Raw genomic sequence first — 14,102 nt, forward strand, 5'->3', positions numbered from 1 at the left:
GGAGCGCGGCAGCCCTGAGTTCTCGCGCGGGCCTCAGGGTTTCAGGGGCTCATGGCCTCAGGCCCTCAGATCCCCAGGTCCTTGATGATCTTCGCCACGTGGCCCGTGGCCCGGACGTTGTACAGCGCCCGCTCCACCTTGCCCTCCTCGTCCACCACGATCGTGGAGCGGATGACGCCCATGTAGGTCTTGCCGTAGTTCTTCTTCTCGCCGTAGGCGGCGTAGGACTCGGTGACCGTCTTGTCGGGGTCGGCGAGGAGGGTGATCTTCAGGTTTTCCTTGTCGCGGAACTTGGCGAGCTTCTCGGGCTTGTCGGGGGAGACGCCGATGACGTCGTAGCCCGCGCCGGCGAGGAGTTCGAGGTTGTCCGTGAAGTCGCAGGCCTGCTTGGTGCAGCCCGGGGTCAGGGCGGCCGGGTAGAAATAGACGATGACCTTGCGGCCCTTGCGGTCGGCCAGGGAGACCTCGTTGCCGTCGGCGTCGGGCAGGGTGAAGGCGGGGGCGGTGTCGCCGGGCTGGAGTCGCTCGCTCATCTCGTGGGGTCTCCTCGCGGGGTGGTGGATACGCACCCGAGCGTAATGGGGGTGCCGGGCGGTGCGCGGCGTGCGGAGCTGACAGACTGTCGACCAGAGAAAAGGCCGAAGAGAACAGGCCACGGGAAGAAACGACCACGACCACGGAGGCAGCGCGTGTCGGACACGTCGAGCACGCCGGACACCAGGACTCCGGCGCAGATCGAGGCGGACATCAAGCGCCGTCGCGAAACTCTCGCCGAGACGCTCGACGAGATCGGTGTGCGGGTGCATCCGAAGACCATCGTCGGGGACGCCAAGGCCAAGGTGGCGTCCAGCGTCGACCACACGCTCGGACGCGTCTACGTCGGCGTCAACCGCGTCGTCGGCGATGTGAAGGGGCAGTTCGTCACCGAGGAGGGGGCGCCGCGGCTGGACCGTATCGTGCCCGTCGCCCTCGTCGTGGTCGGCGTCGTCGGACTGCTCACCCTGGGCACCAGGCGCCGCAGGGGCTGACCCACCGTCACCCCCGCCCGCACCCGCGCCCGTACCCGAGGCGCTCCGCCGGTCGGCCGACCGCACCCCACGTACGTACGAACCGTGTGAAGGCAGGTAGGTTCGAGACGTGAGCGAGAAGAACCATCACGACAAGCTGCCCATCCGGATGCTCCACGACCGTGTGCTCGTGCGGCAGGACACCGCCGAGGGTGAGCGCCGGTCCGGCGGCGGCATCCTGATTCCCGCGACGGCGGCCGTGGGCCGACGGCTCGCCTGGGCCGAGGTCGTCGCGGTCGGGCAGAACGTGCGGACCGTGGAGCCCGGCGACCGTGTCCTGTACGACCCGGAGGATCTCGCCGAGGTCGAGGTGCGCGGCACCGCGTACGTGCTGATGCGCGAGCGGGACCTGCACGCCGTGGCGGCGGACCGGTTCGAGGGCTCCGAGGACTCGACCGGTCTGTACCTCTGACATCCCTGATATCCAAGACATTCTTGGTGCCACTGAGATCTCCGGCGCCTTTGGAACAGAGGCCTGAGGGGCTGGTGACCATCGTCACCAGCCCCTTTTCCCTGCCCTTTGCTACCTTTGGAAGGACCCCGACGAGACGCGCCGTACCGGGACTCGCAAAGACGACGCACCCCTGTTGATCAACGCCTGTTGATCCGTTCACGGAGGTGCCTCATGGCCTGGGTCCTGCTCGTCGTCGCCGGTCTGCTGGAAGTCGGCTGGTCGATCGGTATGAAGTACACCGACGGTTTCACGCGGCTCGCGCCGAGCGTTCTCACCGGTGCGGGCATCGTCGCCAGCATGTTCCTGCTGTCGTACGCGGCGAAGACGCTGCCCATCGGTACCGCCTACGGCGTCTGGGTCGGCATCGGCGCGGCCGGGGCGGCGGTGTTCGGCATGGCGGTGCTGGGTGAACCGGCGACCGCCGCCCGGATCTTCTTCGTCTGCCTGCTGCTGGTGGCCGTGGTGGGGCTGAAGGCGACCTCCGGTCACTGACCCCTGGACCGGACCGGTCACTGACTCCAGGACGCCGGCCCCCGAACTGCGCCGACCCCGAACTGCGGCGGCCCCCGAACTACGTGAAGCCGCCGAAGTTCGTCCCCGTGACCCCGCCGTCGTCCCCCGTTCCGTCCGTCGTGCCCCCGCTGTCCGTCGTACCGCCGTCGGTGGTGCCGCCCGAGTCGCCGGTGCCACCCGTGGGGAAGCCGGTGCCACCACCCGTTGTCGCGCCCCCGGTGGTCGTTCCGCCGTCGCCCGTGGTGCCGCCGTCGGTCGTCGTCCCGCCGTCGCCGGTGGTGCCGCCGTCCGTGGTGGTCCCGCCGTCGGTCTGGCCCTCGGTCGTGGGGGTCTCCTCGCCGCCGGTGGTCGTGCCGCCGTTGTCCTGCCCGGCGTCCGTGCCCGGCTGGTCCTGGTCCTGGTCCTGGTCCTGGTCCTCGTCGGGGTCGGCCGGTGGGAGTTGCTGCTCCTCCGCGCCGTCCTGGAGCCGCAGGTCGAAGTTCTGGGTCTTGGTGCCCTTCAGGGCGGCCTTCGTGTACTGGGCCCAGATCTGCGCCGGGTAGCCGCCGCCGTTGATGCGGGCCTGTCCGAGTGCGTTGTACAGCGACTTGTGCGCGCCCGTGTCCGGGTCCTGGCCCATGATGGCGACGACCGTGGCGAGGTTCGGGGTGTAGCCCGCGAACCAGGCCGCCTGGTCCTCCTCCGCCGTGCCGGTCTTGCCCGCCGCGGGCCGCCCGGCGGCCCGCGCGGCCGTGCCGGTGCCGCCGTCGACGACGCTCTGCAGGATCGAGGTCGTGGTGTCGGCGGCCTCGCGGCTCACCGCCTGCCAGGTCTTGCGCTCGGGCAGGTCCACCACGTCCGCGCCGTCCTTGGTGATCTTCTCGATCATCGTGTACGTGCCGCGCTTGCCGTGGTTGGCGAGGGTCGCGTACGCCTCCGCCATGTCGAGGACGCTGGCCGTGGCCGGGCCGAGCGCGATCGACGGGGACGCCGTCAGGTCGGGGGTGTCGGACGGGACGCCGAGGCTGACGGCCGTCTTCTCGACCTTCTCCGGGTCGACGTCCACGGCCATCTGCGCGTACACGGAGTTCACGGACTTGTCCGTGGCGGTGCGGACCGGGGTCTGCCCGTACGAGACCTGGTCCTCGTTCTCCGGGGCGTACGTGCCGCCCTCCCAGCCCTGTACGGGGCGCTTGTTGGTGCCGTCGTAGACGGTGTTCGGGGTGATCGTGCGGCCGTCCTGCGTGGTCGAGTCGTTCTGCACGGCCGCGGTGAAGACGAAGGGCTTGAAGGTGGAGCCGACCTGGTAGTCCCGGCGGGTCGCGTTGTTGTAGTACTGCTTCGTGTAGTCGATGCCGCCGTACATCGCGAGGACCCTGCCGGTCTTCGGGTCGATGGAGGCGCCGCCCGCGCGGACGTAGTTGTCGACCTTGCGGTCCTTCTTGTCGAGCTGCTCCATCACCTGGTCGTTCACGGCCTTCACGAAGGCGTCCTGCTTGGGCTTCTGCAGGGTGGTCGTGATGCGGTAGCCGCCGGCGTTCAGCTCGTCCTCGTCGACGATCTTGTTGTCGGTGAGGTAGTCGTTCACGGCCTTCACGATGTAGCCGCGCTGTCCGGACATGCCGGCCGCGATCACCGTCTGCTTGGGCTCGGGGAACTTGACGCCCGAGCGCTCGGACGCGGTGATCCACTTCTTCTTGACCATGCCGTCGAGGACGTAGTTCCAGCGGGCCAGCGCCGCGGGCTTGTTCTCGGGGTGGGCCACGACGTCGAACTCGCTCGGCGCGTTCAGCAGCGACGCCAGGTAGGCGCCCTGGCCGACCGTCAGGTCCTTGGCGTCCACGCCGTAGTAGGCCTGGGCGGCGGCCTGGATGCCGTAGGCGTTGCGGCCGAAGTAGCTGGTGTTGAGGTAGCCCTCCAGGATGTCGTCCTTGCTCTTCTCGCGGTCCAGCTTGATCGCGATGAAGAACTCCTTCGCCTTCCGGGTGACCGTCTGCTCCTGGGCCAGGTAGTAGTTCTTCACGTACTGCTGGGTGATCGTCGAGCCGGACTGCTTGCCCTTGCCCGTCGCGGTGTTCCAGCCGGCGCGGATCATCGCCTTGGGGTCGATCGCCGACTCGCTGTAGAAGTCGCGGTCCTCGGCGGCCAGCACCGCGTGCTGGGCGTCCTTGGAGATCAGCGCCAGGGTCACGTTCTCCCGGTTGACCTCGCCGTCACGGGCGAGCTGGCTGCCGTCCGAGTACAGATAGACGTTGCTCTGCTTCATCGCCGCCGAGTTCGCGGCCGGGATCTTCACCAGGTAGTAGCCGAGTGCGAACACGCCGATGAGCAGGAGGAGCCCGGTGAGGACCGTGCCGAGCACCAGCCGCCAGGTCGGGATGACGCGTCGCCATCCGGTGCGCTTCGGTCTCTTGGGCTTCTTGCCGGGTGTGTCCGGTGCCGCCGCGGTGGCGGGTCCGGGTTCCCTCGGTGCCCAGCCCTCGCTCGGCTGCTGCGGCTGCGGCTGGTCGTTCATGTTGTGCCGGACTCCCGTTTCACGTCATACGTCTCGTACGCCCTCGTACGCCTTGTGCGCCCCTCCTTGAAGACTGTCGCATCCGACGATTCGTTCCCGGTACGTGGCACGCGTCCTGGGGAGAAAACGCGTGGCACGCGGTAGGGCCCCGGGGCTAGGCTCCTGCGTTTTGGTCCGGATCGGCGGAAGGGGGCCCGACATGGGGACATGGCGGTTGTACGCGGCCGTCGCGGTGGGCGCGTTCCGGCGGTACGCGACCTACCGGGTGGCCACCGCCGCGGGCGTGTTCACCAACACCGTCTTCGGGCTGATCCTGGCCTACACGTACATCGCGCTGTGGGACGAAAGGCCTGGCCTCGGCGGGTACGACCAGTCCCAGGCGGTGACGTACGTGTGGCTCGGGCAGGGGCTGCTCGCGGCGGTCGCGGTGATGGGCGGCGGCTTCGAGGACGAGATGGTCGAGAGAATCCGTACGGGTGACATCGCGATCGACCTGTACCGGCCCGTGGACCTTCAGCTGTGGTGGCTGGCGTCCGACGGGGGGCGGGCGGCGTTCCAGTTGCTGGGGCGTGGTGTGGTGCCGATGGCGTTCGGGGGGCTCGTGTTCCATCTCGCGCTGCCGGCGGATGCCGGGACCTGGCTGGCGTTCCTCGTCGCCGTCGTCCTCGGTGTCCTGGTGAGTTTCGCGATCCGCTATCTCGTGGCGCTGCTGGCGTTCTGGTTCATGGACGGGGCGGGGGTGCAGCAGCTGGCCGTGCTCGCGGGGATCTTCTTCTCCGGGATGACGCTGCCGCTGAACGTCTTCCCGGGTGGTCTCGGCGAGCTGGCCCGGGCGCTGCCCTGGTCGGCGCTGGTGCAGGCCCCGGCGGATGTGCTGCTCGGCGAGCGCACCGGCTTCGCGCTGTGGCGTACGTACGCCTTCCAGGCCGCGTGGGCCGTCGGGCTGCTCGCGGTGGGCCGCCTGGTCCAGTCGGCGGCGACGCGCAGGGTGGTGGTCCAGGGTGGCTGACCTTCAGGAGCGGCACGACGTGCACCGGGGCTTCCCGCCGACCGGTCGCTCGCGTGTGGTGGACGGGCTGCGGGCCTACCGGCTGATCGCGTGGATGTGGATCCGCTCGACGATGGCGTACCGGGCGTCGTTCGCGATGACCGTCTTCGGCAACCTCGCGGGGACCGCGCTCGACTTCGTCACGATTCTGCTGATGTTCTCGCGGGTCGACGAGCTCGGCGGCTACTCGCTGGGCGAGGTGGCGTTCCTGTACGGGCTGTCCAGTACCGCGTTCGGTCTCGCCGACCTGACGCTCGGCTCGATGGACCGGCTGGGGCGGCGGGTGCGCGACGGCACGCTCGACACGCTGCTGGTGCGGCCCGCGCCGGTGCTCGCGCAGGTCGCCGCGGACCGGTTCGCGCTGCGCCGCCTGGGCCGGATCACGCAGGGACTGCTGGTCCTCGGGTACGCGCTCGTCGTGGTCGACATCTCCTGGACCCCGCTGAAGGTGCTGCTGGTGCCGGTGATGGTGGTCAGCGGGGCCGCGATCTTCGCGTCGGTGTTCGTGGCGGGCGCGGCCTTCCAGTTCGTGGCGCAGGACGCGTCCCAGGTGCAGAACTCCTTCACGTACGGCGGCACCACGCTGCTGCAGTATCCGCCGACGGTCTTCGCGAAGGACCTGGTGCGCGGGGTGACGTTCGTGCTGCCGCTGGCCTTCGTCAACTGGCTGCCCGCGCTGTACGTGCTGGAGCTGCCGTATCCGCTCGACCTGCCCGAGTGGGTCGCGTTCCTGCCGCCGCCGGTGGCGGTCGTCTGCTGCGCGCTCTCGGGGGTCGCCTGGCGCGCGGGTCTTCGTTCGTACCGGAGCACGGGGAGTTAGCCGCACATGGACACGCAGACGGACACAGAGAAGGACTTCGACCACGACGGCGGCTTCATTCACCTCGACCGCGTCGAGAAGGTCTTCGACGTACGCAAGAAGACTGGCTTCATGCGTAGTGAGCGGCGGCAGGTGCGGGCGGTCGACTCGATCTCCTTCACCGTGGCGCGCGGCGAGATGGTCGGCTACATCGGGCCGAACGGCGCGGGTAAGTCGACCACCATCAAGATGCTCACGGGGATCCTGACCCCGAGCGGCGGTCGGCTCCGCGTGGCGGGTATCGATCCGTCCCGCGAGCGCACCCGGCTCGCGCAGCGCATCGGGGTGGTGTTCGGGCAGCGTACGACCCTGTGGTGGGACCTGCCGCTGATCGACTCGTACCGGTTGATGCACCGCATGTACCGGATCCCGGACGCGCGGTACGCCGAGAACCTCGACCGGTGTGTCGAACTCCTCGAACTGGGCGAGCTGTTGGACGTGCCCGTACGGCAGCTGTCGCTCGGGCAGCGGATGCGTGGGGACATCGCGGCGGCGCTGCTGCACGACCCGGAGGTGCTGTACCTGGACGAGCCGACGATCGGGCTCGACGTGATCAGCAAGGCGAAGGTGCGGGAGTTCCTGCGGGACCTCAACGCCGAGCGCGGCACGACCGTGCTGCTGACCACCCACGACCTGACCGACATCGAGCAGCTGTGCCGGCGCGTGATGGTCATCGACCACGGGCGTCTGATGTACGACGGGCCGCTGACCGGGCTGCACGAGATCGGTGAGAGCGAGCGGACGCTCGTGGTGGACCTGGAGCGTGAACTCCCGCCCATCGACGTCGAGTCGGCCCGGGTGGTGAAGGTCGAGGGGCCGCGGCAGTGGCTGGCGTTCCCGGCGGCTCAGTCGGCGGCGCCGCTGGTGGCGCGGATCGCCGCCGCGTATCCGCTGGTGGACCTGTCGGTGCGCGAGCCGGACATCGAGGCGGTCATCAGCCGCATGTACGCGGAGAAGGCAACCTCGTAGGCTTGGTGTCCATGACGGACGAACTCCCCGACGGGCTTCCCGAGCTGCGAGCCTCCGACGCCGACCGCGAGCAGGTCTCCGAAGTGCTGAGGGACGCCCTCGCGGAGGGCCGCCTCGACATGGAGGAGTTCGAGGAGCGTCTGGAGGCCACGTACAAGGCCCGTACGTACAAGGAGCTGGCGCCCATCACACGGGATCTGCCCGCGCCCGGGGTGACGCCTCCCGCTCCCACCGTCTCCATGGTCAAGCAGCCCGCGGGGGCCGGCGGCTGGGCGGGCCGCATCGTCGGCGGTGACGGTACGTCCCGGTGGGGTGTCGCGATCATGGGCGGGTTCGAGCGCAAGGGGCGCTGGACCATGCCGAAGCGGTTCAACTCCTTCGCGTTCTGGGGCGGCGGTGTCATCGACCTGCGCGAGGCGAACTTCGCCGACGGCGAGGTCGTCGTCAACTGCGTCGCGATCATGGGCGGGATGAGTGTGATCGTGCCGCCCGGCGTCGAGGTCCTTGTCCGCGGCATCGGCGTCATGGGCGGCTTCGACCACAGCGAGGAGGGCGTCGAGGGCGACCCCGGGGCCCCGCGTGTCGTCGTCACCGGGTTCGCCTTCTGGGGCGGTGTCGGTGTCGAGCGCAAGGTGACCAAGGCCGAGCGGCTCCGCCAGAAGGAGGAGCGGCGGCTGGAGAAGCTGGAGCGGAAGGCCGCGCGGCAGGAGGAGTTGGAGGAGTCCCGGCGCCGGGCCCTGGAGGGCACCGGCTCGCTTGGCCACCGGGACTCGCTCGACGACGCGCGGTCCATCCACCGGGCCGCGATGGACCAGCATCGGGAGCTGATGCGGGAGCACCGGGAGGCGCGGCGGGAGGAACGCCGCGAGCGGCGGGACGAGCGGCGGGACCGGGACTGATCCCGATCCTTGGCCCTGGCCCTGGCCCGAGTGTTTCCGCGGGTGGGTTGTCGGGTGCGGGTCCGTCGTGGCTGGGTGCGCAGTTCCCCGCGCCCCTGAAAGCAATAGGGTGCTGCCCCCGCGCCCCTGAAAGCAAGGGGCGCAACCCTCCGCCCGTGAAAGCCAGGGGTGCTGCCCGCGCGCCCGTGAAAGTAAGTGGTGCAACCCTCCGCCCCTGAAAGCGAGGGGCGCACCCCCCGCCCCTGAAAGATCACAGCTCGGCCGGGACCGATCCCTTCAGGTCGTCCAGGTCGAAGACCTCCGCCATGCGCTTGTAGCCCTTGTCGCTGGGGTGGAGGTGGTCGCCGGAGTCGTAGTCGGAGCGCAGGCGGCGGGGGTTGTAGGGGTCGCGGAGTGCCTTGTCGAAGTCGACGTAGGCGTCGTAGACCTTGCCGGCGCGGATCTGGGCGTTGACGGCCTGGCGGGTGTCCTCCAGGTGCGGGCGGTAGCCGCGGTGGCCCTGGAAGGGCATGAGCGTGGCCCCGACGACCCGCAGGCCCCGGGCGTGGGCCAGGCGCTTCAGTTCGCGCAGCCCGGCGGTGATCTTGTTCGCGTCGGTCTGCTGGGGCGTGCGCAGGATGTCGTTGACGCCGAGGGCGACCACGACCGCCCTGACGTTCGTACGGCCGAGCACGTCACGGTTGAAGCGGATCAGGCCGCTCGGGTTCTCGGCGGGCCGGCCGAGGCCGCTGCCGAGGACGCGGTTTCCGCTGATGCCCTGGTTGACCACGCTGTAGCGGGGCCCGTCGGAATCGTCGCGCAGCCGGTCGGCCAGGACGTCCGTCCAGCGCCGGTTCTCGCCCACGGACGAGGTCGAGCCGTCGGTGAGCGAGTCGCCGATGACGACGACCGTGCCGTCCGACTCGTTGCTCAGCACGTCCAGCGCGGTCACATAGCGCCAGTACGGCGTCTGCCCGGTGTACGCGGTGCCGGTCACGTCCTCCGTGAGGTCGCCCTCGGCGGTGTACGAGATCTGCCGTGCCTGCGGGTGGATGGTGACCGGCCCGGACGGGGTCGGCGAGTACGTCGTCACCAGCACGTCCGTGTCGTGCGGGACGAGCAGGCGCACGGCGTCGCTGACCACCTGCTGCCCGGCCGGCACGATCACCGACGGACTGCCGTGGAAGGTGAGGCGGCGCATGGTGCCGGCGGCGGCGGCCGGGTTGTTCGCGGCCGCGGCGACGGCGACCGAGGCGTGGGTGATGCTGAGCGGCTGCTGTCCGTAGAGGTTGGACAGGGTGATCCGGGCCGCGGTGCCGCCGACGCCGACATGCACGATGTTGCGGACCGAGCGGCCCGCCATTCCGTTGGCCTCGGTGCCGGGCTCCGCGCCGGACGGGGACGCCGACCAGGCGCCGACCCAGGTGCCGACGGACGCGGGGGCCGCCGAGTTGTGTGGCGTACCGCCGCCCACGAGCGGCTTCTCCTCGCCGTCGTCGGCCGCGACCCCGACGTATATGGCGGCTGAGATGACCACGACTACGGCGACGATCGCGGCCAGCAAGGCATAACCGTGACGCTTGGTCATGCGGTGCAAGTCTCCTCGGGCAAAGGGAGCCCGAGGCTCCGATGTGATGACCCCATGATGAGGCATGGAGTGAGGGGAAGCGGACGGGGCCCCATTGCTCCCGCCGCCCGTAACCGTTTTTCCGGCCCCGCCCGGCAAGACGCCGGGAACTCCTGTTCCGTTCCAGTAGTCGGTCAGGTTGGGACAATGGGTGTGGGGGACAGGGAACGGGTGGAGTGGATGGAAAGTACGAAAGCGGAGCAAAAGGATGACGCGGGGCCCGAAGGGCAGCATGCCCGGCCCGGCGGTGCGGCGAACCGCACGGTGCCCGGGCGCGCGATGAACTCGTTCAGCCCCGCGGACGAGGAGAAGTTCCGCGGGGTGCGCCGGATGAAACTCACGGCGACGGGCCTGCTGCTGTTCGTCGCCGTCGTCTACGTACTCGCCAAGTGGGCCGGGAACTCCGGAGCGGGCGCCTGGACGGGCTATGTCGCCGCTGCCGCCGAGGCCGGCATGGTCGGCGCGCTCGCCGACTGGTTCGCCGTCACCGCGCTGTTCCGCCACCCCCTCGGGATCCGTATCCCGCACACCGCGATCATCCCCACCAAGAAGGACCAACTCGGCGTCTCCCTGGGCGAGTTCGTCGGGGAGAACTTCCTCTCGCGGGACGTCGTACGGCAGCGGCTGCGCGCTGTCGGCATCGGCAGCCGCCTCGGCTCCTGGCTGGCCGATCCGGAGCACGCCGACCGGGTGACCGCGGAGCTGGCCACCGCCCTGCGCGGCGCCCTCGCCGTGCTGCGCGACTCGGACGTGCAGGCCGTTGTCGGCGAGGCCATCAACCGGCGGGCCGACGCCCAGGAGATCGCCCCCGGCATAGGGAGGATGCTGGAGAAGGTCGTCGCGGACGGCGGCCACCGGCGGGTCGTCGACCTCATTTGTGTACGCGCCCACGACTGGCTCGTCTTCCACAACGACCAGGTGATGGACGCCGTCCAGGGCGGCGCCCCCGGCTGGACCCCGCGGTTCGTCGACAAGCGGGTCGGCGAGCGCGTCTACAAGGAGTTGCTGCGCTTCGTCACCGAGATGCGCGACATGCCCACCCACCCGGCCCGCGGCGCCCTCGACCGCTTCCTCACCGACTTCGCCTCCGACCTCCAGTCCGACACCGACACGCGTGCCCGGGTGGAGAACCTCAAGCGGGAGGTCCTGGGCCGTGGCGAGGTCCAGGATCTGATCGCGTCCGCCTGGTCCTCCGTACGGCAGATGATCGTGTCCGCGGCGGAGGACGAGCGCAGCGAGCTGCGGCTGCGCGTGCGGGCCTCGCTGCTCTCGCTCGGCGCGCGGATGGCCATCGACGCGAAGCTCCAGGCCAAGGTCGACGGCTGGGTCGAGGGGGCCGCGGTGTACGTCGTGACGACGTACCGGGACGAGATCACCTCGCTCATCACGGACACCGTCGCGGGCTGGGACGCCGAGCACACCTCCAAGAAGATCGAGGCGCACATCGGGCGTGACCTGCAGTTCATCCGGATCAACGGCACGGTGGTCGGCTCGCTGGCGGGCGTGCTGATCTATACGGTGTCGCGGGCGCTGGGGGCGTGACGTCCCCCTCGGGGGGCACCCCTGAAGGGGCGTGACCCCGGCGGGTCAGATCTGGTTCTCGCCGCCGTCCACGTACAGGTTGGCTCCGAGGATGAAGCTGCTCCGCTCGGAGGCGAGGAACGCGACCACGTCGGCTACCTCGTCCGCGCGCCCGATCCGGCCGAGTGGGACACCCGCGGCGAACTGTGACTTGGTGACCGGCGCGTCCGACGTATCGACCACGGCATCGAGTCCGGGAGTGTCGATCGTGCCCGGGGAGATCGCGTTGACCCGGACGTTCCGGTCCTTGAGCTCGTTGGCCCAGGTCCGGGCGTAGGACCGGACCGCCGCCTTGGAGGCCGCGTACGTGCCGAACGACGCGACACCGTCGTCGGCGCGCACCGACGAGTTCAGGATCACCGACGCACCGTCGTTGAGCAGCGGCAGCGCCTTCTGCACCGTGAACAACGTGCCCCGCACGTTGACGCCGAACGTCTGGTCGAAGTGCTCCTCGGTGATCTCCTCCAGTGTCGCGAACGACCCGATGCCCGCGTTGGCGAAGACCACGTCCAGGCCCCGGCCGCGGGCGCGGACCGCGTCGTACAGGCGGTCCAGGTCCGCCGGGTCGGAGATGTCACCCACCACCGCGGTGGCCCTCGCCGGGCCGATGGTCTCCACGGCCTTGTCCAGCTCGGCCCTGCGCCGGCCGGTGATGAACACGTGTGCGCCCTCGGCCGCCAGCCGCACGGCGGTGGCCAGGCCGATCCCGGTGCCGCCGCCGGTGATGACGGCGGTCTTGCCTTCGAGCTGTCCCATGGTGACTACCTCCACAAACTTCAGTACCGATCGGTACTGATCGGTGTTGAGCGAGAACGTAGCACATCTGCACCGACCGGTACGGAAGAGGTATGGTTGCCCGCATGGCGACGCGACAGAAGGCACCGATCGGCCGGCCGAGAGGGTTCGACGCCGACGAGGCCCTCGAACAGGCCATGCGGGTCTTCTGGGAACAGGGCTACGAAGGCGCCGGCCTCACCGAGCTGACCAACGCCATGGGCATCACCCGCACCAGCATGTACGCGGCCTTCGGCAACAAGGAGGACCTGTTCCGCAAGGCCCTGGAGCGCTACACCGAGGGCCCAGCCTCGTACGGGGCCCGGGCCATGCGGGAGCCGACCGCCCGGCAGGTGGCCATCGCGTTCCTCGCCGGCTCAGTTCAGGCCACCACCCTTCCCGGCTGCCCCACCGGCTGCTTCGGTGTCCAGGGCGCCCTTGCCACCGGTGACCCGGGGCGCGGCGCCCGCGACGCCCTCGCCGCCTGGCGCAACGAGCACACCTCCCTCCTCCGCGACCGGTTCCGGCTGGCCGTCGACGAAGGCGACCTGCCCGGCGACGCCGATCCCGGGGTGCTCGCCCGCTACCTCATGACCGTGGCGAACGGCATCGCCGTCCAGGCCGTCGGCGGTGCCACCCGGGACGACCTGCGACTGGTGGCCGACATGGCACTGCGAAACTGGCCGTCCGCCTGACGGCTCCGGCGGCTCCCGGGGCCGAGGGCGCCGGTCCGTACGGCTGTCGGGCCGCCCTTCCGGATTCCCCGACGCCCGTCGGGTGACCTGCGAGGATGCGCCGTGTCACCGTTTCCGGAACGACGCAGCGACGTAACGACGCAGAGCCGCGACGACGACGGGACCGCGCGTCGAATCGGAGGACGAGATGACGACCTACCCGCTGGACCCGGAGCTTGCCGCGGTCGTGCCCATGCTGCCCAGGGCCGACACCTCGGACCTCGAAGGAGCCCGGGCCGAGATGCTCGTCGGCATCGCGGCGGCCTCCGCGGATGTGGACACCACCGGCGTGGACGTCTTCGACGTGGTGGCGCCCGGGCCGGAGGGCGCCCCGGACGTCGTCCTGCGCGGCTACCGCCCGCAGGGCGTCGAGGGCCCGCTCCCGGTGGTCTACGACATCCACGGCGGCGGCTTCATGCTGGGTACCGTCGACTTCGACCACGGCGTCAACGTGACGCTCGCGCGGGAGCTGGGCGCCGCCGTCTTCTCCGTGGAATACCGGCTCGCCCCCGAGAACCCGTACCCGGCCGGACTCGAAGACGCGTACGCCGGACTCGTCCATGTCACCAAGAACGCCGCCGAGTTCGGTATCGACCCCGCCAGGGTCGCCCTCTTCGGCTTCAGCGCCGGTGCCGGTATCGCGGCCGGTCTGGCGCTGCTCGCCCGTGACCGGGGCGGCCCCGCGATCGTCTTCCAGTACCTCGGCATCCCCGAACTCGACGACCGCCTCGACACGCCCAGCATGCGGGACTTCACCGACACGCCCCTGTGGAACCGGCCCAACGCGATCGTCAGCTGGGACGCCTACCTCGGTGCGGGGGTGCCGGGCGGCCCCGACGTCCCGATCTACGCGGCTCCCGCCCGGGCCACCGCCGAGCAGCTCGCGGGGCTACCGCCCGCCTACATCTCGGTGATGGAGTTCGATCCGCTGCGGGACGAGGGCATCGACCACGCCCGTGCGCTGCTCGCGGCCGGGGTGAGTGTGGAGCTGCATCTGTTCCCGGGTACGTTCCACGGCTCGGCGATGGTCACGCACGCGGAGGTCTCCCAGAGGGACGCGGCGGAGTCGATCGCGGTGCTTCGGAAGGCGCTGCGGTAGCGCTC

At 70.1% G+C, this 14,102-nt stretch carries 14 protein-coding genes and 1 riboswitch; of the genes, 10 read left to right on the forward strand and 4 right to left on the reverse strand.

The genetic code is table 11. From position 1 onward, the window contains the following. Nucleotides 1–65: 65 nt before the first annotated feature. Nucleotides 66–533, reverse strand: coding sequence for a thioredoxin-dependent thiol peroxidase (gene bcp / locus ACH4YP_RS15925; RefSeq protein ID WP_200397919.1), 468 nt, complete (start codon nucleotides 531–533; stop codon nucleotides 66–68). Nucleotides 534–689: 156 nt separating this feature from the next. Here bcp and ACH4YP_RS15930 point away from each other — a divergent pair, with 156 nt between their 5' ends. From ACH4YP_RS15930 to sugE, 3 genes are all read left to right on the forward strand, one after another. Beyond that, nucleotides 690–1,028 (forward strand): DUF3618 domain-containing protein, encoded by a 339-nt coding sequence (locus tag ACH4YP_RS15930; protein WP_398490898.1) that lies wholly within the window; start codon nucleotides 690–692, stop codon nucleotides 1,026–1,028. A gap of 148 nt (nucleotides 1,029–1,176) precedes the next feature. Further along, the gene (locus tag ACH4YP_RS15935; RefSeq protein WP_055611843.1) at nucleotides 1,177–1,479 is read left to right on the forward strand and encodes a co-chaperone GroES; all 303 of its coding nucleotides are present in this window, start codon (nucleotides 1,177–1,179) and stop codon (nucleotides 1,477–1,479) included. A gap of 100 nt (nucleotides 1,480–1,579) precedes the next feature. After that, nucleotides 1,580–1,650, forward strand: a riboswitch (guanidine-III (ykkC-III) riboswitch). A 42-nt stretch (nucleotides 1,651–1,692) separates the two neighbouring features. Then, nucleotides 1,693–2,013: a quaternary ammonium compound efflux SMR transporter SugE gene (gene sugE / locus ACH4YP_RS15940; protein ID WP_361055516.1), complete on the forward strand. Its 321-nt coding sequence runs from the start codon at nucleotides 1,693–1,695 to the stop codon at nucleotides 2,011–2,013. A gap of 79 nt (nucleotides 2,014–2,092) precedes the next feature. Here sugE and ACH4YP_RS15945 read toward each other — a convergent pair whose 3' ends face one another. Next, entirely contained in the window at nucleotides 2,093–4,528 is a 2,436-nt protein-coding gene (locus ACH4YP_RS15945; protein ID WP_398490899.1) for a transglycosylase domain-containing protein, read from the reverse strand. A 199-nt stretch (nucleotides 4,529–4,727) separates the two neighbouring features. Here ACH4YP_RS15945 and ACH4YP_RS15950 point away from each other — a divergent pair, with 199 nt between their 5' ends. Genes ACH4YP_RS15950 through ACH4YP_RS15965 form a run of 4 tightly spaced genes read left to right on the forward strand, consistent with a single transcriptional unit; the run spans nucleotide 4,728 to nucleotide 8,303 of the window. Continuing rightward, the gene (locus ACH4YP_RS15950; RefSeq protein WP_361055522.1) at nucleotides 4,728–5,537 is read left to right on the forward strand and encodes an ABC-2 family transporter protein; all 810 of its coding nucleotides are present in this window, start codon (nucleotides 4,728–4,730) and stop codon (nucleotides 5,535–5,537) included. Continuing rightward, on the forward strand, nucleotides 5,530–6,396 hold the full coding sequence (locus ACH4YP_RS15955) for an ABC transporter permease (RefSeq protein ID WP_398490900.1): 867 nt from the start codon (nucleotides 5,530–5,532) through the stop codon (nucleotides 6,394–6,396). Before ACH4YP_RS15950 ends, ACH4YP_RS15955 begins: the two co-directional genes overlap by 8 nt. 6 nt (nucleotides 6,397–6,402) lie before the next feature. After that, nucleotides 6,403–7,404 carry an ATP-binding cassette domain-containing protein gene (locus tag ACH4YP_RS15960; RefSeq protein WP_398490901.1) on the forward strand — a complete coding sequence of 334 codons (1,002 nt, stop codon included), beginning with the start codon at nucleotides 6,403–6,405 and terminating at the stop codon, nucleotides 7,402–7,404. Nucleotides 7,405–7,415: 11 nt separating this feature from the next. Next, complete coding sequence (locus ACH4YP_RS15965; RefSeq protein ID WP_361055531.1) at nucleotides 7,416–8,303, forward strand: DUF1707 domain-containing protein; 888 nt, start codon at nucleotides 7,416–7,418, stop codon at nucleotides 8,301–8,303. A 250-nt stretch (nucleotides 8,304–8,553) separates the two neighbouring features. Here the strand turns inward: ACH4YP_RS15965 and ACH4YP_RS15970 are convergent, their stop codons facing one another. Next, nucleotides 8,554–9,870, reverse strand: a complete 1,317-nt coding sequence (locus tag ACH4YP_RS15970; protein WP_398490902.1) for an SGNH/GDSL hydrolase family protein — start codon at nucleotides 9,868–9,870, stop codon at nucleotides 8,554–8,556. Nucleotides 9,871–10,089: 219 nt separating this feature from the next. On the opposite strand from ACH4YP_RS15970, the gene ACH4YP_RS15975 reads away from it, so the two are divergent. After that, entirely contained in the window at nucleotides 10,090–11,451 is a 1,362-nt protein-coding gene (locus ACH4YP_RS15975) for a DUF445 domain-containing protein (protein ID WP_398490903.1), read from the forward strand. A 45-nt stretch (nucleotides 11,452–11,496) separates the two neighbouring features. Here the strand turns inward: ACH4YP_RS15975 and ACH4YP_RS15980 are convergent, their stop codons facing one another. Further along, nucleotides 11,497–12,246 carry an SDR family NAD(P)-dependent oxidoreductase gene (locus ACH4YP_RS15980; RefSeq protein ID WP_398490904.1) on the reverse strand — a complete coding sequence of 250 codons (750 nt, stop codon included), beginning with the start codon at nucleotides 12,244–12,246 and terminating at the stop codon, nucleotides 11,497–11,499. A 104-nt stretch (nucleotides 12,247–12,350) separates the two neighbouring features. Between ACH4YP_RS15980 and ACH4YP_RS15985 the strand changes: the two genes are divergently transcribed. Together ACH4YP_RS15985 and ACH4YP_RS15990 are read left to right on the forward strand one after the other, a co-directional pair. After that, on the forward strand, nucleotides 12,351–12,959 hold the full coding sequence (locus ACH4YP_RS15985; RefSeq protein WP_398490905.1) for a TetR/AcrR family transcriptional regulator: 609 nt from the start codon (nucleotides 12,351–12,353) through the stop codon (nucleotides 12,957–12,959). A gap of 187 nt (nucleotides 12,960–13,146) precedes the next feature. Then, entirely contained in the window at nucleotides 13,147–14,097 is a 951-nt protein-coding gene (locus ACH4YP_RS15990) for an alpha/beta hydrolase (RefSeq protein WP_361055546.1), read from the forward strand. Nucleotides 14,098–14,102 lie beyond the last annotated feature (5 nt).

Source organism: Streptomyces sp. NPDC020747, assembly GCF_044334695.1.
In the GTDB taxonomy this organism is placed as follows: domain Bacteria; phylum Actinomycetota; class Actinomycetes; order Streptomycetales; family Streptomycetaceae; genus Streptomyces.

What these genes read in the sequence shown, in the direction of transcription:
- bcp (WP_200397919.1), bottom strand. Translation starts at nt 533, where the DNA reads ATGAGCGAGCGACTCCAGCCCGGCGACACCGCCCCCGCCTTCACCCTG.
- ACH4YP_RS15935 (WP_055611843.1), top strand. Translation starts at nt 1,177, where the DNA reads ATGCTCCACGACCGTGTGCTCGTGCGGCAGGACACCGCCGAGGGTGAG.
- sugE (WP_361055516.1), top strand. Translation starts at nt 1,693, where the DNA reads ATGGCCTGGGTCCTGCTCGTCGTCGCCGGTCTGCTGGAAGTCGGCTGG.
- ACH4YP_RS15945 (WP_398490899.1), bottom strand. Translation starts at nt 4,528, where the DNA reads ATGAACGACCAGCCGCAGCCGCAGCAGCCGAGCGAGGGCTGGGCACCG.
- ACH4YP_RS15950 (WP_361055522.1), top strand. Translation starts at nt 4,728, where the DNA reads ATGGGGACATGGCGGTTGTACGCGGCCGTCGCGGTGGGCGCGTTCCGG.
- ACH4YP_RS15960 (WP_398490901.1), top strand. Translation starts at nt 6,403, where the DNA reads ATGGACACGCAGACGGACACAGAGAAGGACTTCGACCACGACGGCGGC.
- ACH4YP_RS15965 (WP_361055531.1), top strand. Translation starts at nt 7,416, where the DNA reads ATGACGGACGAACTCCCCGACGGGCTTCCCGAGCTGCGAGCCTCCGAC.
- ACH4YP_RS15970 (WP_398490902.1), bottom strand. Translation starts at nt 9,870, where the DNA reads ATGACCAAGCGTCACGGTTATGCCTTGCTGGCCGCGATCGTCGCCGTA.
- ACH4YP_RS15975 (WP_398490903.1), top strand. Translation starts at nt 10,090, where the DNA reads ATGGAAAGTACGAAAGCGGAGCAAAAGGATGACGCGGGGCCCGAAGGG.
- ACH4YP_RS15980 (WP_398490904.1), bottom strand. Translation starts at nt 12,246, where the DNA reads ATGGGACAGCTCGAAGGCAAGACCGCCGTCATCACCGGCGGCGGCACC.
- ACH4YP_RS15985 (WP_398490905.1), top strand. Translation starts at nt 12,351, where the DNA reads ATGGCGACGCGACAGAAGGCACCGATCGGCCGGCCGAGAGGGTTCGAC.
- ACH4YP_RS15990 (WP_361055546.1), top strand. Translation starts at nt 13,147, where the DNA reads ATGACGACCTACCCGCTGGACCCGGAGCTTGCCGCGGTCGTGCCCATG.